The following is a 23,172-nucleotide window of genomic DNA, read 5'->3' as shown; positions in this document are numbered from 1 at the left end:
GTGAAGTTGACCCGCAAAAACGGACACCTATCCTTTTACAGGAGGTGCCGAAATGGGCAAGACTCGCACACCGTACCCGGCGGAATTCCGGGCGCAGATGGTGGAACTGGTCAAGGCCGGGCGTACACCGCAGGAACTCGCGCGCGAGTTCGAACCGACGGCGCAGACCATCACCAACTGGGTTGCGCAAGCCGATCGTGATGCGGGGGTGCGTCATGACGGGCTGACCACGGCCGAGCGGCAGGAACTTACGCGGCTGCGCCGTGAGAATCGCCAGTTAAAAATGGAGCGCGACATCCTCTCTCACGCGGCGGCCTGGTTCGCGCGGGAGACGGGAACCGTGCCACCGAAGGGTACGGATTCATGAAAGCGAACCGGGCCCGCTGGCCCATAGCCACGATGGCGCGGCTGCTCGGGGTCTCGACGAGCGGCTATTACGCGTGGCTGATACGCGAGCCATCGCAGCATGCTGGCAGTGATGCACAACTGCTGGCACGCATCCGTACGCTGCATGCGAGTTCGCGCGGCACGTATGGCGCGCCACGCATCCATGCGCAACTGGCGCGCGAAGGCATGCACGTTGGGCGCAAGCGGATAGCGCGTCTGATGCGCATGGCCGGCCTGTGTGGCGCCAGCCGCCGGCGTTGGCCACGTACCACACGGCCGCGTGCGGGGGCACGACGTGCACCCGATCTGGTACGCCGGCACTTTAGCGCCGACGCGCCGAACGTGCTGTGGGTGGCAGATGCCACCTACATTCCAACCGGCGAGGGGTTTCTGTATCTCGCTGTGGTGCTCGATGTGTTTAGCCGGCGCATTGTGGGCTGGGCGATGTCGAACCATCTGTACACGGAACTGATGCTGCGTGCGCTCGACATGGCACTGCTGCAGCGACACCACGAGGGTGTGATTCTGCATTCGGACCAAGGCTGCCAGTACACGTCCATTGCCTTCGGCCGACGTTGTCGCGAGGCCGGCGTGCAACCGTCAATGGGGACGGCCGGCGACGCCTATGACAACGCGATGTGTGAGTCGTTCTTCGGCACACTTGAAGCAGAGTTGCTGTCGTGCGAGCACTTCGCAACTCATGAACAGGCGCGTCGAAGTGTGTTCTCATTCCTGGAAGGCTGGTACAACGTACGCCGCCTGCACAGCAGCATCGGTTATTGCTCGCCGCTCGAATTTGAAAACCTGCATGCGCCACATCAACCGACATCGCATCGCGGGTTGCCCACCGCCGGGCAGCGTCATGGGCGAGAGAGGCGCCCCGCTGCCCGTCCGTGGACAACCCGCTGCTCAACGCCCAATGGAGGCTAAATCACATTCAATCTCTGACTGCAGATCTGTCCGCTGAACCGGGTCAACCTCATAGTGCACCCACGCCCGCATACGCGAAAGCTCCTGAATCGAGTCTGGCTACGTTGATCGTCACTTCGTACGTGCGCCCGAGTCCCCGCGTGAGGGTGTAGGAAAACCGGTACACCTCAGACTTGATCATCGCATCCCCCGAATTGCAAAGGCGCCCCGGTTCCTTGCCACCGACATAACCTTGTGCGCGATTTCGGCGACGGAAGGCATTTCCTCGTCGCGCACCGTTGAATCGGTGACCTGCCATGCCAACGATGCTTTTTTTACCCAACCTGTTGATCACGAATCGTCGTGCGCGGGAGGGCGCAGGCAACATTTCTGCAGGCGGAGACTCGACATCTACCAGGTGATGGCTCGCCGGACCGTCGGTAACTCAATCATCTGTGACATAAACGAGACGCCGGTTGCGATCGGCAAATCAGCGAAAAGAGGCCAGAAAAAAGGCCTGTTCGCGATGCAAACGCACGCAGACAATCGATAGGATTTCGTCCTATACACACTTTACGCACCGCCACGCGTCCGATACGTGTTGGATCGCTTTCTCAAATCAGATTTCCGGTTAATTCAGCATGATACGGCTTGCACGGCACTACGTCCCGGAACAACCGCAACACGTTATCTTGCAGGGGATCGCGGGCCCCGCATTCCTTGACGAAGGAGACTATCTGTATTTCCTCGTCTGCCTGGCAGACGCAGCGCGCGTCGCCGATCTGGCAGTCCACGCGTGGGTCCTCATGCCTGACGCGGTACAGTTCCTCGTCACGCCTTCATACGAATCGAGCGTGGGAATGGCGATGCAGGCGGTTGGCCGCCGCTATATCGAGGCGTTCAACCGCCGCCATGGACGCCGCGGTACGGTATGGCGCGGCGGTTACCGGGCGACAGTGATTGAGCCCGACCGGTATTTCCTGCTCGCGAGCCAGGTCATCGATCATGCGCCGGTGCGCAACCGCCTTGTGGCCGAGCCGGGAAACTACCAGTGGTCGAGCTACGGGCACCATGTCGGGCTGCGTGTCGATAGCTTCGTCAAGGACCACCCACTGTACCGGGCGCTCGGCAATACGCCGTTCGAGCGCCACCAGGCTTATCGCAATCTGGGCACACAGCCTATTGACGATTACGAGGTCAATAGCCTGATGCAGTCGGCCCTCAAAGGCTGGGTGCTTGGCAGCGCCGCGTATTGCGAGTGGGCGGCGCAGACAGCCAACCGCCGTTTGACGCCCCTGCTGCTGCGCGACCGGCCCTCCCAAAGTTCGCGCGAAATGCGCCCTCGCACACGCGGGCTGCCGACGGAACATTAATGTTCGACGTCACCATGACGAAATGTCGGACTTTTCACCGGGCGCCTGCACCGGCCTTTTTCTGGGAAGCCAGAGTGCGAGACGTGATGAAAGGATGATCGCAACGGGGGCTTTTCAAAATCGTTCACTGACGGACGACCAGACCGTTCACAGCGAAGCGAGCCCAATGACCAGTCACGAGCGACGCGACCTACCCCTGAACGTTTAGCTTGTTCGATGCCTGCCCTCGAACACAGGCGCGTCGAGCGGCATCGCGGTACTGGACCACGCGTTCGCTAACCTCAATGCGTCCGGACCGACCGACCGCCGCTTGTCGCTTGCGGAGCTTTCGCGCCGGACCGATCTGTAAAAGAGCACCGTCTTGCGTCTGCCAGGTGCCTTGGAGCATGGTGGATTCATCCGCACAAGCTGAACGACGGGTAATACACAATCGGGCCTCAACCGTTGCGTCTTGCCGCGCTCTATCAGCGCTCATTCGACGTAGGGCCGGTCACTGAGCCGATCTTTCAGCAACTGAGCCGCGACCTTGGCGAAACCGCCTGGATGTACGTGCCTCAAGGCGACCAGCGGCTGGTGCTCTTGCGGATTGACCCCGCGTGCGCCGTGCGCGTATCCATCCATGTCGGCGAAACATTCTCGATCGACAAGGGTGCGTCAGGCAAGGTGCTGCTGGCCTTCACCGAGAGGCATGATGCACGCCGGGAGGCCGTACGCATGCAGCTGTGGGCGGTCTCGCACGGGGAGCGCGACCCTGAAACAGCGTCCGCATCGGTCCCCGTATCTGGCGCAACCGGCGAACTGATCAGAGCGTTGACGCTCTCGGGGCGCAAAGCCAGATTCGACATGGCATCAACCTTCACCGCGGCCCTTAGCGCGCTACTTGAAGCGGCTTGGCGCACAACTGTGACGTTAGGTGGCAACGGCGCTCGCTTCGACATGAGTATGGAGACGATAAGCCGCGATGGATTTCGTGATTGCGAACGGGCAAATCGGCAAATCAAGTGAGCCGATAACCCACGGGCGCACGCGCCAGCGCGGCAGACCTTTGACTGCGGCGTCAGTCCAGGCCGAAGTGATTCATGTGGGAGTGTGTGTAGGCAGCTTGGCAGGAGGCACTGCAAGTACGAAAAAGAAAGAAAAGAGTCGCGCCTTACATTCTCCTGCACTTCATTCACCGAAACCGACTGAAAAGCGAGGTGGTACCTGACGGTTCCGCAAGAAAATCTTCCACGGAATTGGTCGCACCGGCTCACAGTTGCAGTGTCTAATGCAGGTGGAAATAAGGAGCGAATCATGCGGACTCGAACCCTGAACATTGCCTTCGCCGCAATGGCCAGCATCTGGAGCGTCAGTTCCGCCGCGGCGCAACCAGACTACGCGTATACGACGACGGTACGTGTCAGTGACGGAAAGACGCTAAGCTGCGCAGTGAATGAGCCACTTCCTGATGCATATTCGTCGGGCCAAATGCTCACCCCACGCGAGCAACGTGAAGCGGATGTACTGGCGACTCAGCCTTTGCGCATGCTCAGCGGGCCGTCTTCCGAGTATCCGACGCCCTATACTGCGCCGTCCGTGAATTGCGCATCCGTCAGCTGACGCGAGCGCCGCCTTTACAAGGTTCAGCGCGAACGAGACGGACGGCTCACAAGCGTGCGTCTCGTCTGCAGGGGACGCGCTTGACTGCACCCAAGCGCATATCTTCCCCCGTGAACTTACGCTTAGAACCGCGTGCGAATACCCGTTGTCAGTTCAAGCTGATTCGATGCGCCGAATGTACTCGCGACCGTATAGCCGCCGTGCAGTCTCATGTAGTCGCCCGCCAGATAAAGTTCCGTGCGCTTGGACAGGTGATAGAACGCTGACCAGTACAGCGTTTCCTTGTACCCGTTATGCAGGCCCGAAGCAGGATCGAATGTGCCGATGTTGGCATTCGGAACGTCACCGTCCGCGTTATAGGCGGCATTCTTGACGCGCATCTGTTGATAGCCGAGTTCGTAATCCAATGGACCCTTCGGCGCGACTTTCAGAGATACCGTCCACGCATCGTCATGTCGTTGTCCGAGCGCGCCCTGATCGCCGAGATAATGGAAATAGCCTGCATTCAAGCGGACAATGCTGAACGTGTAATTGCCACCGACCGAATAAGACTGGTTAGTATTACCCGCTTTGTTCGCGTGATTGTAGAACGCGGAAACGGCGAACGGTCCACCGTTATAGCCAATGGCTGCCTGATAGTTCGAGTTGGTCGGAAATGTCGTGGTGTTGCCGAACGCATAACCCGCCGCGAGGAACAGACCATTGTCAAAGAGTTTCTTCCACGCTACGCCGTTGTTGTAGCGCGTACCCGTTGCACTCGCCGCATAGAAGATCATCTGCTTGAAGTTGTTCGCGTTCGTCCAGCCACCTTCTTCCGTGGTCAGCTTTGCGCTGCCATAAGGGTCGCCATAAATCGCGGACGCATCGCGCGCAATTGTGTTCTGGAAGCCGAACGTGAGCTTGCCGAACCGGTCGTCCTGAAGGCCGACCCATGCATCGCGGTCGAAGATCTGACCGGGGTCTTCCATCTGACCATCGCTCAAGCGGTACTCGCTTTCGAGCCGGAAAATGATCTTCGAGCCGCCACCGACATCTTCCGCTCCTTTGAGGCCCCATCTGCTTCCGCTGAACCAGGGCTCGCCGTCAATGCCCATCCCAACTACGTGATTGCCTTTTTCGTCGGCATGAGTGACGTAGCTGGGGACACTCAGATCGACCAGGCCGTATAGCTGAACGCTCGACTGTGCATGTGCGCCCGTCGCCACGATTGCACCGGACGCGAGAGCCAAGGTCAACTGTCGTTTCTTCAAGATTGTCTCCTCTGTTTGCCGCGTTGAGATTTCGTTTCTTGTATGGTCCTGGCCCGTTGACAGAACCATGACTCGTCTCAATGCTAGCGAGGCCAATCTTTCATGGCGCTATCGCGATCATGCTCGATTTCTAAGTACATTTACCGATAGAGGCACACTCCTGGTTGATCAAACATCCCGTGTCCTCAAGATATAACCCAGTCCTCTCAATGTCATGATCTGCGCGGTCGATGCGGAAAGATGCTTGCGCAGGCGATGCATATAGATATCGATGGCATCGACGCTCGGCTCATCGTCGAGACTGAATACACTTTCCATCAGCGTCGCCTTGGATACAGTCTTTCCTTGCCTCAGCATCATTGTTTCGAGAATCGCATGTTCCCTCCGACGCAATGGAAGCGGTGTACCGTTATGACGGAATTCGCGCGTATTAAACTCATAGTGCAAATCGCCGCAATTCAGCGACACGGCCTTCTCGGAGCACTGGCGCCGGACGAGCGCTTTGATGCGCGCGACAAGTTCGCGCGCATCGAACGGTTTGACGACATAGTCGTCTGCGCCGGCTCCAAAGCAGTTGACCTTGTCGTCGATGGACCCGTGGGCAGTCAGCATCAGGACGGGCACATTGTTGCCGCGCCGTCGCAAGCGTGCCAGCAACTCCTTTCCGCTCATGCATGGAAGACGCATGTCGAGCAGCACGACGTCATAGCTTTGACTTGCTGCTATTGCCTCAGCCCGCTCGGCATCGGGCACGCTGTCCACAATGAAGTTTTCCGCCCGCAACAGATTGACGATCCAGTGCGCCAGGTCCGCGTTGTCTTCCACAAGCAGTAGTTTCATTGCGATATCCTCAACTGCGCCATGCGGGCATTCGCACGGTAACGACAAGACCCTTGTTATCTTCGCCGTGCCCCAGCGCGACCGTACCGCCATGCAACTGCGCAATCTCTCGCACGATCGACAGACCAAGGCCTGTTCCTGCGACTTGCGTCGCGCCGCGATAGAAACGCTCGAACGCATGGGCGCGAGCTTCAGCGGGAATTCCCGGACCGTTATCGACGACCTGTAGCACGGCGCCATCATCTTGGCGGGTGCAACGCGCCGTCACGTGGCCGCCATCCTGCGTATAGCGGATCGCGTTATCGATGAGATTCGCGACGAGCGCGTGCAACAGGTTTGCATTACCTTCAACATGCACGTCGTCTGCAAACTCTGCTCCGAGATCGATGCCACGACGATGTGCGGCCAAGACTAGTTCTTCGAGCACCGCTGCGACCACCGCGGACAGGTCAACCCGCGTATGAGCACGCGACGGTGCAGCTTCCGCCTGTGCCAAAAGCAGTAGCTGATTCGTCATGTCCGTCATCTTCTGCGTGCTGCGCCGCATGCCGTCGAGCGCAGCAGCAACCTCGAGATCGCGGTGTTTGCACAAGGTGGCATACTGGATCTGCGTATCGAGCAGCGTCAACGGCGTGCGCAATTGATGCGCGGCGTCCGCGATAAACTGGCGCTGCCTCGCCGTATGAACCTTAAGCTGCGCAATGCATTGATTGATTGCATCGACGATGGGACGCAGTTCCCATGGCAGCCCTTCGGCGCGCATTGGTTCGATTTGCATTGGCTCGCGATCGGTGACGTCGTTCTTGAGCTTCATCAGCGGACGCAACTCGACGGTCAAGCCAAGCGGCACAAGTGCCGCTACGAGGGCAAGCATCAGGCATTCGCGAAGAAAATGCGGCCGCCAAAGCTGTTCGAGCATTGCGCGACGCGAACCCTGTGTCTTGCCGACCACGACCGTGACGGGCTCGACCTTGCCGGAGTCGTATAGCTGACGCGTGTATGCGACCACCCTGACATTATGTCCATCCAACGTCGAATCGTAAAAAATGGGCTGCGCCGATTCTTGCGACGGCAATGCAAGATCCGGATTGCCGCCGAGCAGTTGCTTTCCTGCGGAAACAATCTTGTAGAACACCTGATCCTGATACGGCGACTCGAATATTTCCAGTGCAGCGGGCGGAACGTCGGCATTCAGCCGGCCTTCGACCCAATCGATATCTTCGCCAATCGTGCGCGCGGACGATAGCAACAACGCATCCTGAACCACGGTGGCAGTACTGCTGGCCGAGTCGTATGAAAGGAGCGCGGTCACCACGACGAATGCCGCCAACGGCAAGATCAACCACAACAGCAATCGTGCGCGCAAACTCAGCGTCAATTTGAACTCCCGTTTCATTCATCGGTGCGCAACGCTGAATATCGTGCGCGCCCGCGTCTATGGCGCGATTCTACGAGGCTCAACCCTTCTCATTACTTTCGCTGCATGTTGGTTTTTGTACGGGATTTCCACTATTACGATCCATCTCTTTGTGCAAGCAGACGCGCGCGACAGGCTTGAACAATTTCGATCGGGTGATTTCTGAAAAACACCTTAAAACAACGAAATACGAGTCAAAACTAACCGCACCTTTTTTATTTGGCGACAGCTTTGGGAGCACAACAATGCGCGACCGGCAGGACGTGTCGCGATTGCTCGTTTGGCGACCCGTCCAGGTGATCAGGGAAGAACGCAACAGAAAGTGGAGCGAGGGATTGCTGGAGAAGATGCATCGCCGCCGTCTTCGAAGACTTAAAGCCTGACTTCACAAGCGATGAATGTCCGGGAATACAGGCGCTTGATGAGCGCCACGAACTTGAACCGTTGTTTTGTTGTATCGACGCGACCTCAGGCCGGATGCTATTGACCGGCCATCGCCCGGCGGGTTTTGCGGACGAGGCACGCTAATCCGCGAAAGCCCCGTCGTTTTCGAGTTTTCTTATTGCAATCGATTGCCCAATGACGCGCGAGCGCACGGTCGACCCGTTTGCGCTAGCCATCGGCCTGAAATTTTCTGCCCGCCGATACGAGGGCTCACGATGGAGGAGTTATGTCTTCTACGGCTTCTTGACGTATCCACGAAACGGCCAGCGCCGGCGTGATGGCTCGTTCGAGCCGAGCGCCGCCCCGCACCGCCGCGTCCGGTCGAGCGCTTCGCCAGCCTTCGCCTTAGCACCGCCACCGACGTCGCCCGCCGTCAACATCGCGGCTTCCGCATGGTTCTTCGCCGCGCCCGCGACGTGCTTCACGTGCCGCTTCGCCGAATGGACTGCCGACTTTCCGGTGACTTTCGGCCCGTATGGGCGGTTTGCGCAAAAGGGGCAGCGGTCGCGAACGCGGTCAGCGCGGCACCACCGAGCAGCATCGTACGAATCATATTCATGGGTTTTCACCCTAAAGAGATTGTCAGTACGGGCCGCATCGATGCGGCCCGTACCCTCTTCGCCGCACCATGGGGCAAGCTAAGCCATTTTAACCAGGCCTTGCACGCGAAGTCCCCGATTTTTGAGGGCTATTACTCTCGTTGCAATTGCTGGCGAATGGTTCTCCATCTTTGAGAGTTGGCGCGGCTCACCCGGCGAGGAGCCCGAGCGCGGTCGTAGACCGTAGCCGCTTCGATATTGACGGCCATGCAGACCACAATATCCGTGTCTAAAGTTTTGACAAGCAGGTGCCGTTAATCAGTCGCAATCGAATGGGTTGCCCACCGTCATAACCGTTCGACGCTGTCGTCTCTCGATCCGAAACGACTGAATTTGAGTAGGCCGCTGTATCGAGGACGATGTTCGAATACCGAGCTGACCTTCGCAAACAAGAAAATAACGTTACTCCAGAATGATTAAAAAACTGTCCATTTCGGTGATGTGTTTGGCGATGTTGGCGGGCTGCGCAGTGTCGCCAACGATGTCACTAACGAAGCAGGAACAACACGAGCTCGGCGAGGTGAGCGGCACCCTGTTCATCCCGCAAAACAGTCTTATGGTGACGGTCACGCCGACGAATCCGGGGGCGACCGGGCTGCTCGGCGCTTTGATTGCGGCAGGGATCGATTCGGCCAGACGCGCGAACGCCGAATCGAATGCAGCGCCGATGTTCGAGCAGCTCCGGGACTACGATTTTCGTGTGGTTATGAAACAGGCGTCCAATGAGGCGGTTGCGAAGGTCCCCGACATCAAGTTCAGTGCCCCGCTTGACGTGGACACCGTCAGTTCGAGCTCGCAAAAGCGGATTGTTTTCGATAAATCGACGGCGAGCGCGGTCTTGTTTGTCGAGGTTGCCTATCAGCTGCAGTCAGGAAGCCTTTATGCTTCGGCCAGCGCAGTCATGTTTCCGAAATCCGACAAGCTGATGCAATTTCGCAAGAAGCCAAGCGAGGCAGATCCGCTTGACGCGGGGAATGCGATATATCGGCAGACGTTCAGTTTCAGCAAGCAGAATGTTACCGCGGCCGACATCAAGAGCGGCTTGACAGAAGCAGCGCAGAGCCTGGCAGCACAGCTTGCTGCCGACCTCAATCATCCTCTTTAAGTCGGCCAGCCATATGATGGACTGACTTCTCCCTGTCTTCAATGAGTGATGCGCGTTTGTGTCACGCACGCTCATCGACGGACGGGGAGCTGCCGATCTTCCGGGAATTCCACAATCGAATATCACTTGGCTTCTTCCGAAAGCGATGAGTCGCGGCCGCAGATCTACGCTGCGAGCGAACGTCCCAGAAGGCCGCAACGCGACGGGCATTTCTTAACCGGTGAAGGTCCGCTATCCGATCCGCATAATTCGGCTTGACGGGACTTCAGATTTGTCGGAAACGTTTATATGGTTTTCCCGCGTCGTCAGGAAAGCATCCATGCTCGCGAAGAGCATCGCAATTTTGATCGTGTGCACGTTGCCGTGCACGTCGTTTTCCCAGATTGATTCGACGCAATTGCTACGCCCCGCCAGCCAACATGAAATAGTGGGCGACTGGCAACTGGCTCCTTTCCCCGATGCACTTCAGCCAAAAGTTCTGCGAGCCAACCCATGGCCATCAGAGTGCCAGTGGTTCGCTTATCAAAAAGATGGCGTATTCAAGAGCTTGAGTCGAATAACTGCGCCTTGTCCTCCACTAACGGCTGCCGTCATGGATGCGCCGCCGTTCGCCTCACCTCCGAATCTTCCGGATATTTCGTGGAAGCACGAAGCAGCTGCAGCAAGCGGAGAAGGTTATATCATCATCAGTCGCTCGGATAACAAGGGTTATCGCGAGAAATGGCAAGTCGACATCGTTCAGAACAGCTTCCAGAAAGGTGATATCAACTTCCTGCAAGGTGACCTGATTCTTTCCCTAGTCGATCCTAAATCAAGCAGGGCTCTTTGGTATCGCCACCTTCGGCATCTCGATTGAAGCGATAGGCGAGCTAGCCACGCGTTCCCGGTCGAACTCATCATGCTCCGCAAAGCGATCCAGTCCTCGTTCATCCTGCGATAGTCGTCACTACAAGCCATCCTGCCGTACTCATTCGACCTCGCTCGAGCTATGCGCCCATCGAATCCGTCAGGTCGCGGATTTAATGCAGCCGTTCCAACTGCAAGTTTCCGCGCTCGCCGAACGGCGGGTCGTGACCGAGCGCTGCCTGATACGGCCGGCAACGGTCGACCCTCAAGAGACAGTCGCGGAAATCGAGAGCGGACAATCGTGGGACAGCGCACATCTGATCGACTGATGTCACAATTGCCGGCAAATCGAGAATTGAAGGCGAAGGGCTGGGCCGCCGCCGAGGCGAAATATAGGGGGAAACGATGCTCAAACATGACGTACAAGCAGTCTTGGATTCTTATTATGCAAAGGCGCTTGCTCTCGCCAAGCCCGGTTTTAGTCAACATCTTCGCGAGCTGTCGGCGCCGTTTTTGCTCAGCGTATCTCAGGCCTACCTCGATGCGCCGGTCCGCGTAATGTTCATCGGGAAGGAAACTAACGGTTGGTGTGGCAAGCTGGGAGCCTTCTACGAGCGTCCGGACGGAATCGATATAGCGAAAGCGCGCTACGAGAGCCAACACGCACGTGGCACGGGCAATAGTCAGTTCTTGAGGCAGTGGATGCGCCTCGCTGATAGGTTCGCTGGAGGGGAACGAACGGCTGTTTGCTGGAACAATCTAATGAAGATGGACTGGTACCGCCCGAAGAGGGGCTACTCTCGGACCTCGATCGGGCATTCGGCCCATTTGTTCAACTTCTCGGTGGCAGTCGTTCAGTTCGAAATCGAACTGCTTAGGCCAGACCTAATCGTTTTCGGTTGCGGGCACAGCTACGATCGCGCTTTGAAGGCGGTGCTTCCAGATCGTCAGCGTGTGAAGGTTGAGCCGAAGGCTCTTTGGCACTTTCAGTCGAATAACATCGAGTGTTTCAGAACATTTCACCCAGGTGCGCGGGATAACCACGCCCCAAGACGGATTAAAGAGTACTACCAGGAGATTATCGACACCGCTTCTAAGGCGTTTGCTGAGCGCCTACGGAGGCAGGATTTTTCGGCATAGGCTTCCTTGTCTCAACATTCTTCCGCCCGGTCGTACGGCGTACCGGTGCTGTGTTGACGAGCCGCAGCGTGGCCCATCGGTTACCTTCTCATGCTCACGTGTCTTTTAGTCGCTTGAACAACTCTTTGTGCTGAGAGTAGATAGCGGCAAGTCGTGATCTATGGTCATCTTCATCGTGCAAGCACCCCTTCTTTCCGGCTGCAGGCTTGCGGGCCGCCCGACGCTGTGCTTCTCGTCTCTGAACAAGTTTTGTCCGTACACGCTGCTTCATGACATCTACGAGGTAGAGGGGGATGGGCTTGTCGATTGTCCGCGGTTTCGGGCTCCGTGTCGAATGACCGCTCATGGCCCGACGTCTGCATGACAGCGATCGGCGGCACGCGCCCATAGCGGTCGTCCGTTCCGCGCTCAAGCGGCGATTTGATTTGACGTGCATCTCCGGAGCTATGCACGCATAGGCGCTTTCTCGGGTTGCGTTTTTCTCTACTGTTACGAGTTTGACGGAATAGGCAGGGCAGCCGCCGGAGGGAGCCCGACGACTACCGGGCTCGAATCTTCGATCTTCAATGACTCGAATGCGGTCGACACCGTATCTTCGGTTTGGGCGTTCGAGGAGCCGATTGCTACCAACAAGAATAGCTCGCTGCCATCGAGAATTCGGCGCTCGATCACCACTACGCCAGATTTCGAATCGTAACGAATGTCGTCTACAGCTTCGAAGTCCAAAACTCGCACACTGTGACGGAATGACTCCGCATTCGCGAGTGGTTCGACTTGGTGCTTTTCGAAGAGCATCCGAGCCGCTGTGGGGGCGTTGTACTGAATGCGCGTCGCCGAGATGGTTACGCCATCTTGCGAACGCGCCACAATGCTTTCTGCGGAAGTCGCTGGCGCTTCACGAGTCGGCGTGGACCATACAGTTCTATCTGAGTACAAACCCGGCATTCGAATGGAAAATTTCCCATCCTCGGAACGAGCATTAGTCCATCCGGACCCGTCAATAATCCCTGCGGTTACACCGCGAAATATGTACCATCCTGTAGGTACCGCCGACTGAGCGACGCCTGCAATGATCGCGAGAAAAACACTCAGGGACTTCCGCGTGAAAGCCTTTACAACGGGATTTCCAAGCATGGTTTGAATGGCGTTAGTCGGGGTTGCATTCCGCGGAATATTGTCGACGATCCGGACATCGATGTCGAATGACCGTTCATGGCCCGCATCCGGAAGCTCGCCCCCCGTTCCATCGACGCGATGCTCTGGCTTGGAAATTCATCACATCGCGGGGCGCGTACAGTGCTGGGTTTCGGCTAGTGGGACGATCACAGTCGATCCTGACATAGACGTGCGTGGCGCGTGGCGCCGGGGCGGCGGGTGACTGAGCGCTGACGGGCTGCGGTATCATCGCTGCCGTGCTCAAGGGCTCTCGGATGCACCTGTCAATGATCGAACCGAACTATCAGGAAATCCTCGAACGAATTCATCGCGACATCGAACCGTGGCGCACCGCCGGCCGTGTCGCGGACTACATTCCCGAACTCGCCAGAGTTCCCGCCGGGCGCTTCGGCATGGCGGTCGTTACGCTCGACGGACGCGTTTTTTCGGTCGGCGACGCGCGCGAGCGATTTTCCATCCAGAGCATCTCGAAGCTCTTTGCCTGCACGCTCGCTTTCCAGTTGATCGGCGACACACTTTGGACACGCGTCGGCCGCGAGCCGTCGGGCAACGCGTTCAATTCACTCGTCCAGCTCGAAGCCGAGCGCGGCGTGCCGCGTAATCCGTTCATCAACGCGGGTGCGCTCGTCGTCACCGACGTCCTGTGCCGCCGCTTCGTCCGCGCCGAGACGGCGCTCATCCAGTTCATGCGGCGCCTGACCGGCGTCGCCGATCTCGACTACGACCTCCGCGTCGCCAACTCCGAGCTTGCGCACGCTGAACGCAACCGCGCGATGGCGCACTTCATGGCGAGCTTCGGCAACTTGCAGATGCCGCCTGAGACCGTGATCGACGCCTACTGCCGCCAATGCGCGATCGAGATGAACTGCGTCGAGTTGGCGACTGCTTCCCTCTTTCTCGCCAACCGCGGCGTCGCGCCGGTCTCGGGCGAACACATCCTCGACGCGAGTTCGGCCAAACGCCTGTCTGCCCTCATGCTGACATGCGGCACGTACGACGCTGCCGGTGACTTCGTGTATCGCGTTGGGCTGCCGGCGAAAAGCGGCGTGGGCGGTGGCATTGTCGCGGTGCTGCCGGGGGAGATGGCCGTGTGCGTCTGGTCGCCCGGACTCGATGCGAATGGCAACTCGCTTGCAGGCGTCCAGGCACTGGAACGGTTGACCACGCTTACCGGGCGGTCGATTTTTTGAGAGCGCCGGAGCAGCTACCTACGGTTTATTTTTACCGAGCGCCAGGACTGCGGTGGTGGATGCAATGCCAACCCGCTTGCCGAGCTCCAGCTGGTTAAGTCACCGCATTCTGCCAGTACTCGAAGGTAGTGCCAGTACGCAATCGCGATGTCGCGATGTTCTCCCTGTCAAGAGTCTTCTGCCCGTGTGCGCCGTAGAGGCTGTGCACCGTTCGCGCGATCCACGGCACCATCCTGCGGCGATCATCAAATACATCGGAAGCCTCTTTCGCTCTGGGTTCGATTCATACTGCAATATCGATGTCTGGTTTGGCCGCAATGGAATTTGACGTGGGCATTCGCTCATTTCTTGACATAAAGGTGGCTCACTTAAGACCGCATATCTGACATTCGCACCTCGGCAACCGTGAATGTCAGGCCTAATCGCGCGCGGATGCGTACTTGCGACCCACAAGGGACATTCACTCTTGCGGAAAGCGGACACACAGATGTTTTCGGTGCACCTCGATCGCCACCAGTTTCGATCTGTTCAGTCCGTTGACTCGAAACGCAAGGGCAACGTTGCTATCGGTGCATGTAGCGTCGCACATCGAATAAACGCCAGCCGCGAAAAAAGACAAAAATGAGCACTAGCGCTGTGGGGATGACGAAAGGGTATGCAGGAAAATGATAGTGACCGGCCGGGTCAACCTCCGGCAGCACGCCATGCATTGGGGCGGCGACGCCATACCATATGGCTATCCGAAAAGCACCCAGCAAAGACTGCCACGGATGGCGAATGGCCCAAGGGAAATCGCGAAACAACATCCAAGCTGCGGCGGACAATCCACACAGCGGATATGAAATTATTATCGCGGCGGCAATCTTGGTAATGCACCACCAGGTGTGTTTTGAGTTACGGCTGCTCATGCAAAACCATCCGATCTCGGCGGAAATATATCAAGCGAATACTATCTGGACCGATGGGCTGCTTGTGTGCGGCGCCGAACAAGCTTTCATGCAATAGGACGACACAGATTGGCCGATACTATGAATGTCCGAAAGTGGCCCGCGTGCTGCCTGATGCGTCGGGCTCATGTCGACCCAGATCGGTAATCCAAAATGATAGAGAGCAGACATTCAGCTGTGGTCGGTCATGAGATCATGCACAAACGAAAGTCAATTCATAGAAGACACTTGCGCAACGCTCACAGGCTCAGAACCGGTCGGGCCGAATAGACCGTTTGGAAACGCTGTCGAAAAGAAGCAACACGCATGTCAACGATTTCGAAGGGCTAACCTAAAACAATCATCCGAGGCACTTCGCAATGCACAACCGCTCTCCACAGGGGGCCTTCCATTCAAGCCCCCCCGATGCTCCTATTCTGGCGACCAAACTTGCAGGGGTATTGGCCGTCTTGCCTCTGCTTTACGCATTGTGGCTCCAATTTACCGCGCAAACGCGTCACAGGTTCTTTATTCACCCTAGCGCGTTCCTGATGTTTCTGTTCGTGATTACCACGCCCAACGTTCTCTTGTACGTATGCGTCAGAATTTCTGGGCAGCGGACTGCGTGGGTATGCGTAACCGCACTATTCCTTTTCGTTGCCATCGACTGCTGGGTGTTTAGCGTTGGCGGCGGTCCGTTCGTCGCTCCTGGTCTGGGCTTGATCGAACTGATGGTTGGTGGAGTTCTACTGCCGATTGCGGTCGCCACGGGCGACCGCCGAACCGGCCTTTAGTCTCGGCGGCAAAGGGTAAGGATTGTTGACGATTTGTGCGATGTTGTCGAACGACTGAAATTGGCCGCACAGCGTCCCACGACCGAGCACGACGATCGTCTCGAGCGTGCGCCTCATGCGAAAGGCATAAAGCGACCCCCACAAGGACATTCGCGATTTCCGAAAGCAGCCATTCAAATCCATCGCACGACGATGTCATCGGAATTGATGGCACGTGGGGCCTTGACGCGTGCTGTCGGTGAGCGCGCAGCGGGTTTAGAGGCGGCGCCACAGTTTGATATGATTTGGGCCGCAATTTGAAGCGAGAACCCTTGTGAATCACCCGCCCCGACACCTGTCCCCTCATTATCGTTCCGACATTGACGGACTACGTGCCGTAGCAGTTCTCTCCGTCGCGCTCGCACACGCCGGATTCTCGTCATTCGCAGGCGGATTCACGGGCGTCGACGTTTTCTTCACGATCTCTGGTTTCGTTGTCACGACTTCGATTCTTGGGGATCTGCGGACTGGTACATTTTCGTTTCCCGGCTTCTATGCCCGACGAGCAAAACGGTTAGCCCCGGGGCTTTTTCTTGTCCTTGCTGCGACGTTCGCGTTCAGCATTCTTTTTTCGTTTCCCGACGACTCGTTTCATCTGGCGAAGAACATTCTCGCGGTCGCCACGATGACCTCAAACATCTATCTGTCAAAGTAGACGGGTTATTTCGACGCAAAAGCTGCCGATCAGCCCTTGCTGCACACATGGTCCCTATCGGTTGAAGAGCAGTTCTACGTCGTTCTTCCGCTGCTGCTTTTCTGGCTGAACAGAAAGGCAAGGCGCTGGATGCTACCAGCATTGGCGGTTCTTACTGTTGCGTCATTCCTTTCGGCCTTGGCTGCTGCGCGCGTGCCGTCGGCTGGCTCGTATTACTTTGCGCAGTACCGCGCTTTTGAGTTTCTGGTCGGAGTGCTGCTAGCAATACCCGAGAATCAGAAGGAGCCGCAAAAGTCGCTGCTCTTCGATGTAGTGTTTCTTACCGGTCTCTCGATCATTTTCGCGGGAGTGCTCGGCGTCAGCACGACATCGCATTTTCCCGGCATTGGCGCTATCGTTCCTTGCGGCGGGACGCTACTGGTCATCTATGAGGCCGCCGTTCCTTGGCGCTTCATCGTTTGCTCGCAAACGAAGGTGCCGTTTTCATTGGCCCGGGAGCAGCACGCGCCGATCCAAGCGATGCTGAAGCGGCTCAGGAACGCTCATCCCTGGTCGACATCATGCATACGTATGACGTGCCTTGCACGGCGAGCGTCTGTTCGCTTAATTTCGACGGACTGCCGATCTACCGCTTCGACGACTATCATCACTTGAGCGCTGCGGGTAGCTCCCTGCTATTCCCTAAATACATGGAACGGCACCCGCAGGAACTGAAGCAAGTCCTTTCCCGATAGCGTCACGTTGCTGAGCTGGCGCGTTCGTCGCCGCGGTGTTTGGAAACGTTCTCCGTGGCGATTTGTATCGCCTTGTCGCCTTGCGTAGCTCGCGAGGAGATCTGATTGCATAGCGAACACAAATGTCCGAGCGAATTGTGGACGATCTGGGCGACAGGTCGATTGGCCGTTCGTGGCCGGTTGTACACGCTCAGCTATGACGCCACAAAGCTGTCGCTGCCGCAGCATCGATTTGCAAACGGCGGCTTCTATAAGCACTCTTTGTCAAGCGGTCTCGATGGTCAGGTAAATGGCTAACCCTGATTTTCTTATCGCGACACAACCACTTTTGAACACGACTTGTGATCGTAACGGCGAGCTATGTCGCAGCGGCTCTACTCCGGCCGAGGGTCGCTGCTCCAGTGAGCGAGTCGGCGAGCTCGATGACATTCGTCGCGAAGAGCGTGGGCGTCCAGCGACGGACCGTGGAAACGGCGTTCTGCGAGAATCGCTCCCGCAATGCGTCGTCCTTAGCCAGTCGTACAAGCCGGTCGGCCAGCGCTGCAGCGTCCCCCGGCTCGACGACGAAGCCGTTGATACCGTCAAGCACCAGCTCGTTCGCGACGCCGCAGGTCCTGGTCACGATGGCAGGCTTGGCTGCGGCGAACGCCTCGCTGACGCAAAGGCCCCATTGGTCGTACGCGCTCGGCAGCACGGCGAATTCGGCAAGTGAATAAAGGGCCGGCATCTCGCAATACGGGACGGAACCGAGAATCTGTATGTGCCTGCTCATGCCCAGTCGATCGATTGTTTTGCGCACTTCCGGGCCGCACGGCCCCTGTCCCACCAGCAGCAGGGACACTCCCGCCGCGTGTACCTGTGACCGGCAGAACGCATCGATCAACACATCGACGTTCTTGCGCTTGATGAACCGGCTAACACAGATAGCGTAGCGCGCCGGAAGGCCGAAGTTGCAACGAATCGTCGACGCGCTCATGAGGGCTACGCGAGAAGCCGCCGAAAAATACTCGACGTCGATCACATCGAAGCCAGTTCTGGATCGGCTCATCGGAATCCCCAGCGACCGGGCGTAAGCGCGATGCTTTTCGCCCGCGACGAGCGCTCCATCGAAGCCGAAAACCAGCGCCTGTTTCAGGCGCTCCTTGAGCGCGTATCGCCTGCCGTCATCGGCTTTCGAGTCCGACATGTAGATCAGCGTGAAGCGTTTTCCTAAGGCTTTCAGTAACCACAGGAAAAGGGAATAGTACGTGTTATAGCCAAGCGTCACGACGACGTCCGGACTGTATCGACGTAGCGCCGTGAGCAATCCGCTTGTGACACGCAACCAATGGTGATCTGTCTCGCTGGCACTTTCGACCAGCGTGACGGCATCTGGTGGAGAGCTCTGAAAGAATGCGATGCGGGCCTCCTGCGGAAAGCGATAAAGGCCGGATCTACCAAATACCTCAACAAGGGATACCTTGTCTCCGCGAGCGGCCGCAAGCTTTGCAAGCGCTTCATAGCGCGGGACGTGGTAGTCGCTCAGATTGCCGATGACGAGAAGGAGGCGCATTGGAACATGACAAGCACGGTTGATTGAAAGACAGGAACGCCGAACGTGGTTTCCATGGCGCAGCAGGAATCCTGCCCGGGTGACTCCCGCCGGCACGGTGGCGAATGCATGCGCCAACGCGCAACCGGTCGGGCATCCCGAACGGGTGCGCGGGCCGAATCGCAGGTTGCAAATCGGCGAACAACAGCCACGTGCCCGCTAACTACCCGTGGTTTGTAAAAAGTAAAGTCGGTCCCCGCACGCGCCGCGCTTTACATGATTCGAGACGACAACCCATTCGAGATTCAGCAATGTTTCGGCTGACTTTGGTGCGGGTCACGAGCCCCGAACACCACCAGTGAATTGATTGCGGCGCGATCCCGGCGATGCCGTTCCCTGCCGTTGCCGAGGCGCCCAACGATGAGGCAAAAAGCGCGTGGTACCTGCGTACGGGCAACCATCGGATTGACAGCTACTCCTACGCACATTGATCTGGTACCGATGCTTTTCTGGGGCGGACCAGAGTCAGCGGCGAACACCGCTTTCTCCTGCTCGCCTACTGGTGCCGATAAGTCCGGCAGCCTGCCGATGCGCTAAATCTCATGCGTCCAGAAGCTTTGCGGCAGCGGAAGCCGCCAACCCGACATCCTTGCGTTCAGGGTCGCGGCTTGCGATGTTCTTTATCGCTTTACTTTGGTCTTCGATACTGTCTACCGATCGCCGGGACTTTATTGCGACCACAGGAAGACGCCTGGCCTGCTTGCGAGTTGACCGCCGGTTCTGTGAGGAAGGGCACGTATATATGGGTTGCGTTGAGGCCGCGGCCACCCTGCCGTTCGCTGCACTCGCGCATCATTTCACGCGGCCCGCCTCGTCCGGCACGCGGGCACTCCGCTTGCTATACCCGTTCGGGTTCTCCATCGATTCGACGGGAAAGCGCGAAGAAACAATGACCGCGCGTCGAAACGCTGTTGCGGCAGCGGGTGATATGGCTGCCGCTCGTATTGTGAGTTCGAGCGCGAACTCGCATGAGCGACTGCAAGAGGTTGTTCAATGGTAAAGCGTCCCGCAGTATTCATGGTTGGTGCGTTTCCACCGCCCGTTCATGGGCTGTCGATGGCGAACGGAGCAATCGCCGAACGCCTGCGCGGCCTCGCCCGAATCGTCACGTTCGACACTGCAGGGGCGCGGGCAGGATCTGGGTGGGCGGCCCGTCTCTGCCGGCTCGCCACTGGATTGGCCGTCTTGCGTTTCGCGATCATGGCAGCCGTGCGGCGACCATCGTCAATCTATATCGCTCTGTCAGGCGGATCTGGTCAGCTGTACGACGGGATGTTCGCATTCGTTGGGAACCTGCTGCACGTCCCGGTGTTCATTCACCATCATAGCTTCCGATACATCAGCAAACCATCGCGTTTGACGCGACGGGTCTTCCTGCTTGCAGGCAACGCAACCCACATCGCGTTGTGCCCAGATATGGCGGCGCGCCTAAAACAGCTGTACCCGACATCGGTCCGGGAAACGCTGGTGTTGTCCAATACCGCACTCTTTCCAGCAGCGCCACGCGGACAGATACGGGTGCGCGGAGGGCATCCGCTGACACTGGGTTTTTTGTCAAATATCACACGCGAGAAAGGCGTCTTCGTATTGTTCGACGTGCTTTCCGTACTCGATCGAAGAGGTCTGCATGTTCGTGCAGCTATAGCCGGCCCGGTCGCCGACACGATCGCGGCTGAATTCAATGCAGCGCTAGTTCGCCATCCTCAAGCAGATTATGTCGGCCCGGTTTCTGGTAAGGAAAAGACGAAGTTCTACGAGTCGATCGATTTGCTGGTTTTTCCATCGCGTTATGAAAACGAGGCCGAGCCGCTCACTGTCATCGAGGCGCTCGGGTTTGGCGTCCCTGTCATCGCGTCCGACAAGGGCTGCATTCCTTCGACATTGCGACGGGGCGGCGGAGCCTGCGTTGCCGACGATGAGCGAATGGCAGAACGCATCGCGGATTTCGTCGTCGACGTCGCCAGGTCGCCAGACGTCTATGAGCAACTCTCGCGTGGTGCGGTGACGTCTGTGACGAACGAAGCCACAAGCCAAGCCGCTGCCCTTTCCACGCTCCTTGGAATGCTGACACGGACAAATGCGGTAGATGGTTATGTCATCCCGGACCGGCGGGTAGGTTCTTAGGCGCGTTTGAGATGTCGGTTCGGCACGGCCTGTGAAGCTTCGCCCTCGACCGGCGCCTTACTCTTTCGTAAGAGCGCGCCTCAGAGTCTGTCTCTTAACCCGGACACCCTGAGCGTCGCTATCGCTTCAGCACGCGCGCCAAGGATGCACCCTATCTGGACCCGGACGAGTGGCACGCGCAATCGCCCGTGCACGGGGGCTCGCGGTGGCCGCGCTGGCAACACTGGCTTGCGGCGCATTCCAGCGAGCCGATCGCACCTCGTGCGGCGCTGGGCGAATCGGTGCTGTGCGATGCGCCCGGCACTTACGTACTCGAACCCTAGACTGCGTTAGCGAGCAGGGCATCATCACCAGCCTGTTGTAGACGACAGGCGTCATGCGCCGCCACGTTCTTACCCGCCGAGATAAGATATCGGTGGTCTTCGAGCAGCCGGCGCGCTGCTGTTGTATGTTCAGAATGTTCAGCCGCGAAACAGGAGGGATCCATGCCTCAGAAGGCGCGAGAGCTTTACAGGAGCTCAAACGGAGACCGTTGGTCGCTCGTTCACGACTACGACTCTGGCCTGGTGTTTGTCCGCCATGAGCCCAACCTTTCCTCAGGTGGTCGTCCGTCCGACATTTCAGTTGGTGACTTCCTTGTTCGAAATGGCAGAGGACCGGAGCATACCGAACTGCTGCGCCTGATCGGGACATTGGTGGAGACGCCAGTCGCTAACTAGCGCTTACCGAGGACGAGGTGCTCTCGAATTGCGATGGCGGCGGATGCATCAAGAAGTCTCCACTGCGCGGTCTTCAGATCACGAGATAGCCGCCTACGGAAGCTAACGCGGCTATCACCGGCTCCTGGAACCACCATCTCTGCCAGGTTTGAAACGAGGTCGCCACTACCCACGACTGTGCGTTCAGCCGCCGAGTGGAACGGTGCTCGTGGGCGCCCGGGCGCTCGAGGGCTTCTACGTCCCTGCCTGATTCGGCGCGGCTCCCCGGACCCCTGCGCGCCGGCCCGCGACCATCTCCACCAGCCAGTTCACGATAAGCGCCGTATACGCTCGCTGACCGGGATCGTCCGAGTCCATGGTCCGCGCCTTCGATGATCTGGTAGGTAAGCGAATGCGCCTGGAAAAAAGACCTGCCGATAGCCGACAAACGCATTGGTCTGCAAATTTCTGGAGCAGGTTGGCCGGTTTGGTCGAGGATGCGACGAGATTCATCAACGGTGGAAGGTCCGTTACGCGAGCTGAGCCGACGTTCGAATGTCCGCGTGAAAGCGCGGTCGAACAGCCGTAGGTGGCCGGTTGTATCCGCTCAGCTATGAACCAGAAAGCTGCCGGTGCAAAACGGCATTAGCGGCCAACCTTCTTGTGAGGTCACGGCTTAGTACTACAGCCGTAGATGTGCCGGGTGCACGCCGCCGCGTCGCCGGTGATGGCATTGTATACACGGTAGTAGTCCTAATTTAGTATAGGAAAAAATAACTACGGCTGTAGTGTTAGAAACGGTTTCAAAAAGAGTTCGCAGGGGCTGTTAACCCGTAACGCAACCTGTTAACCTCGATCGTCGTAACAACGGGATCGAGGAGATGGGCAAACCAATCATCGACGACGAACTGTGGGCACTGATCGAGCCACTACTACCGGCAGCAAAGCCACGCCGTTTCAGGTATCCGGGCCGCAAGCCGGTAGCGGATCGGGCTGCGCTGACAGGCATCCTGTTCGTGCTGAAGACCGGTATCCGCTGGCGCGATTTACCGGCAGAGATGGGATGCGGCTCTGGTGTCAGTTGCTGGCGCAGGCTGCGCGATTGGCAGCAAGCCGGCGTATGGGATCGATTGCACGCAGTGCTGCTGGCGAGGTTGCGAGCGGTGCACAGATCGACTTTTCGCGCGTGGTCGTCGACTCGTCGTCGATCCGCGCGGTTGGGGCGGGCGAAAAACTGGCCCGAACCCCACCGATCGAGCGCGACCCGGATCCAAGCACCACCTCGCCACCGACGCCCACGGAACGCCAATCGCAGCGATCCTGACTGGCGCAAATC

Annotated in this window: 14 protein-coding genes and 6 pseudogenes; 14 read left to right on the top strand and 6 right to left on the bottom strand. The window is 58.0% G+C overall.

Annotated features, from left to right (window positions below; genetic code table 11):
- Positions 1-52: 52 nt before the first annotated feature.
- The 3 pseudogenes from BMW76_RS38355 to BMW76_RS38345 form a co-directional block, all read left to right on the top strand.
- Positions 53-1,197 (top strand): annotated as a pseudogene (locus BMW76_RS38355) (IS3 family transposase); the annotation flags it as partial.
- Between the two features lie 740 nt (positions 1,198-1,937).
- Positions 1,938-2,652: pseudogene (locus tag BMW76_RS38350) on the top strand (transposase); the annotation flags it as partial.
- 237 nt (positions 2,653-2,889) lie between these two features.
- Positions 2,890-3,674, top strand: a pseudogene (locus BMW76_RS38345) (IclR family transcriptional regulator).
- Positions 3,675-4,390: 716 nt separating this feature from the next.
- On the opposite strand, the gene BMW76_RS38335 reads toward BMW76_RS38345, so the two are convergent.
- The 3 genes from BMW76_RS38335 to BMW76_RS38325 all read right to left on the bottom strand — a co-directional run bounded on the left by BMW76_RS38335 (position 4,391) and on the right by BMW76_RS38325 (position 7,736).
- Positions 4,391-5,587: a porin gene (locus BMW76_RS38335; RefSeq protein WP_177200628.1), complete on the bottom strand. Its 1,197-nt coding sequence runs from the start codon at positions 5,585-5,587 to the stop codon at positions 4,391-4,393.
- Between the two features lie 99 nt (positions 5,588-5,686).
- The gene (locus tag BMW76_RS38330) at positions 5,687-6,358 is read right to left on the bottom strand and encodes a response regulator (protein ID WP_090873927.1); all 672 of its coding nucleotides are present in this window, start codon (positions 6,356-6,358) and stop codon (positions 5,687-5,689) included.
- Between the two features lie 10 nt (positions 6,359-6,368).
- Entirely contained in the window at positions 6,369-7,736 is a 1,368-nt protein-coding gene (locus BMW76_RS38325; RefSeq protein ID WP_090873931.1) for a sensor histidine kinase, read from the bottom strand.
- Between BMW76_RS38325 and BMW76_RS41565 the strand changes: the two genes are divergently transcribed.
- Positions 7,627-7,941: a hypothetical protein gene (locus BMW76_RS41565; RefSeq protein WP_177200626.1), complete on the top strand. Its 315-nt coding sequence runs from the start codon at positions 7,627-7,629 to the stop codon at positions 7,939-7,941. The two genes, BMW76_RS38325 and BMW76_RS41565, sit on opposite strands and share 110 nt — an antisense overlap.
- Entirely contained in the window at positions 7,913-8,158 is a 246-nt protein-coding gene (locus tag BMW76_RS40835; protein ID WP_143062441.1) for a hypothetical protein, read from the top strand. Before BMW76_RS41565 ends, BMW76_RS40835 begins: the two co-directional genes overlap by 29 nt.
- A gap of 294 nt (positions 8,159-8,452) precedes the next feature.
- Here the strand turns inward: BMW76_RS40835 and BMW76_RS38320 are convergent.
- Positions 8,453-8,671 (bottom strand): annotated as a pseudogene (locus tag BMW76_RS38320) (hypothetical protein); the annotation flags it as partial.
- A gap of 559 nt (positions 8,672-9,230) precedes the next feature.
- On the opposite strand from BMW76_RS38320, the gene BMW76_RS38315 reads away from it, so the two are divergent.
- The 4 genes from BMW76_RS38315 to BMW76_RS38305 all read left to right on the top strand — a co-directional run bounded on the left by BMW76_RS38315 (position 9,231) and on the right by BMW76_RS38305 (position 11,909).
- A complete protein-coding gene (locus tag BMW76_RS38315; RefSeq protein WP_090873926.1) occupies positions 9,231-9,923 on the top strand; it encodes a hypothetical protein in 693 nt (230 codons plus the stop codon).
- 319 nt (positions 9,924-10,242) lie between these two features.
- Positions 10,243-10,779 (top strand): hypothetical protein, encoded by a 537-nt coding sequence (locus tag BMW76_RS38310; RefSeq protein ID WP_090873925.1) that lies wholly within the window; start codon positions 10,243-10,245, stop codon positions 10,777-10,779.
- A gap of 166 nt (positions 10,780-10,945) precedes the next feature.
- Entirely contained in the window at positions 10,946-11,098 is a 153-nt protein-coding gene (locus BMW76_RS41560) for a hypothetical protein (RefSeq protein WP_177200627.1), read from the top strand.
- Between the two features lie 76 nt (positions 11,099-11,174).
- Positions 11,175-11,909: a uracil-DNA glycosylase family protein gene (locus tag BMW76_RS38305; protein ID WP_090873924.1), complete on the top strand. Its 735-nt coding sequence runs from the start codon at positions 11,175-11,177 to the stop codon at positions 11,907-11,909.
- A 489-nt stretch (positions 11,910-12,398) separates the two neighbouring features.
- Here BMW76_RS38305 and BMW76_RS40830 read toward each other — a convergent pair whose 3' ends face one another.
- Positions 12,399-13,043 carry a hypothetical protein gene (locus BMW76_RS40830; RefSeq protein WP_143062440.1) on the bottom strand — a complete coding sequence of 215 codons (645 nt, stop codon included), beginning with the start codon at positions 13,041-13,043 and terminating at the stop codon, positions 12,399-12,401.
- Between the two features lie 308 nt (positions 13,044-13,351).
- On the opposite strand from BMW76_RS40830, the gene BMW76_RS38295 reads away from it, so the two are divergent.
- From BMW76_RS38295 to BMW76_RS42355, 3 genes and pseudogenes are all read left to right on the top strand, one after another.
- Positions 13,352-14,275, top strand: coding sequence for a glutaminase (locus BMW76_RS38295; RefSeq protein ID WP_090873922.1), 924 nt, complete (start codon positions 13,352-13,354; stop codon positions 14,273-14,275).
- A gap of 777 nt (positions 14,276-15,052) precedes the next feature.
- On the top strand, positions 15,053-15,280 hold the full coding sequence (locus tag BMW76_RS38285; RefSeq protein WP_090873921.1) for a hypothetical protein: 228 nt from the start codon (positions 15,053-15,055) through the stop codon (positions 15,278-15,280).
- A gap of 1,028 nt (positions 15,281-16,308) precedes the next feature.
- Positions 16,309-17,343 (top strand): annotated as a pseudogene (locus BMW76_RS42355) (acyltransferase family protein).
- Positions 17,344-17,781: 438 nt separating this feature from the next.
- Here the strand turns inward: BMW76_RS42355 and BMW76_RS38270 are convergent.
- The gene (locus tag BMW76_RS38270) at positions 17,782-18,975 is read right to left on the bottom strand and encodes a glycosyltransferase family 4 protein (RefSeq protein WP_090873918.1); all 1,194 of its coding nucleotides are present in this window, start codon (positions 18,973-18,975) and stop codon (positions 17,782-17,784) included.
- Between the two features lie 1,032 nt (positions 18,976-20,007).
- On the opposite strand from BMW76_RS38270, the gene BMW76_RS38265 reads away from it, so the two are divergent.
- Positions 20,008-21,138, top strand: coding sequence for a glycosyltransferase family 4 protein (locus tag BMW76_RS38265; RefSeq protein ID WP_090873917.1), 1,131 nt, complete (start codon positions 20,008-20,010; stop codon positions 21,136-21,138).
- 1,579 nt (positions 21,139-22,717) lie between these two features.
- Positions 22,718-23,172: pseudogene (locus BMW76_RS38250) on the top strand (IS5 family transposase); the annotation flags it as partial.

Origin of the sequence: Paraburkholderia diazotrophica, assembly GCF_900108945.1 — a bacterium.
In the GTDB taxonomy this organism is placed as follows: Bacteria; Pseudomonadota; Gammaproteobacteria; order Burkholderiales; family Burkholderiaceae; genus Paraburkholderia; species Paraburkholderia diazotrophica.
Note: the sequence above shows the minus strand (reverse complement) of the source record. Positions and strands in the feature narration are given on the sequence as shown.

Coding starts and splice junctions, on each gene's coding strand:
- BMW76_RS38335 (WP_177200628.1), bottom strand. CDS start 5,587: ATGGTTCTGTCAACGGGCCAGGACCATACAAGAAACGAAATCTCAACG.
- BMW76_RS38330 (WP_090873927.1), bottom strand. CDS start 6,358: ATGAAACTACTGCTTGTGGAAGACAACGCGGACCTGGCGCACTGGATC.
- BMW76_RS38315 (WP_090873926.1), top strand. CDS start 9,231: ATGATTAAAAAACTGTCCATTTCGGTGATGTGTTTGGCGATGTTGGCG.
- BMW76_RS38310 (WP_090873925.1), top strand. CDS start 10,243: ATGCTCGCGAAGAGCATCGCAATTTTGATCGTGTGCACGTTGCCGTGC.
- BMW76_RS41560 (WP_177200627.1), top strand. CDS start 10,946: ATGCAGCCGTTCCAACTGCAAGTTTCCGCGCTCGCCGAACGGCGGGTC.
- BMW76_RS38305 (WP_090873924.1), top strand. CDS start 11,175: ATGCTCAAACATGACGTACAAGCAGTCTTGGATTCTTATTATGCAAAG.
- BMW76_RS40830 (WP_143062440.1), bottom strand. CDS start 13,043: ATGCTTGGAAATCCCGTTGTAAAGGCTTTCACGCGGAAGTCCCTGAGT.
- BMW76_RS38295 (WP_090873922.1), top strand. CDS start 13,352: ATGATCGAACCGAACTATCAGGAAATCCTCGAACGAATTCATCGCGAC.
- BMW76_RS38285 (WP_090873921.1), top strand. CDS start 15,053: ATGGCCCAAGGGAAATCGCGAAACAACATCCAAGCTGCGGCGGACAAT.
- BMW76_RS38270 (WP_090873918.1), bottom strand. CDS start 18,975: ATGCGCCTCCTTCTCGTCATCGGCAATCTGAGCGACTACCACGTCCCG.
- BMW76_RS38265 (WP_090873917.1), top strand. CDS start 20,008: ATGGTAAAGCGTCCCGCAGTATTCATGGTTGGTGCGTTTCCACCGCCC.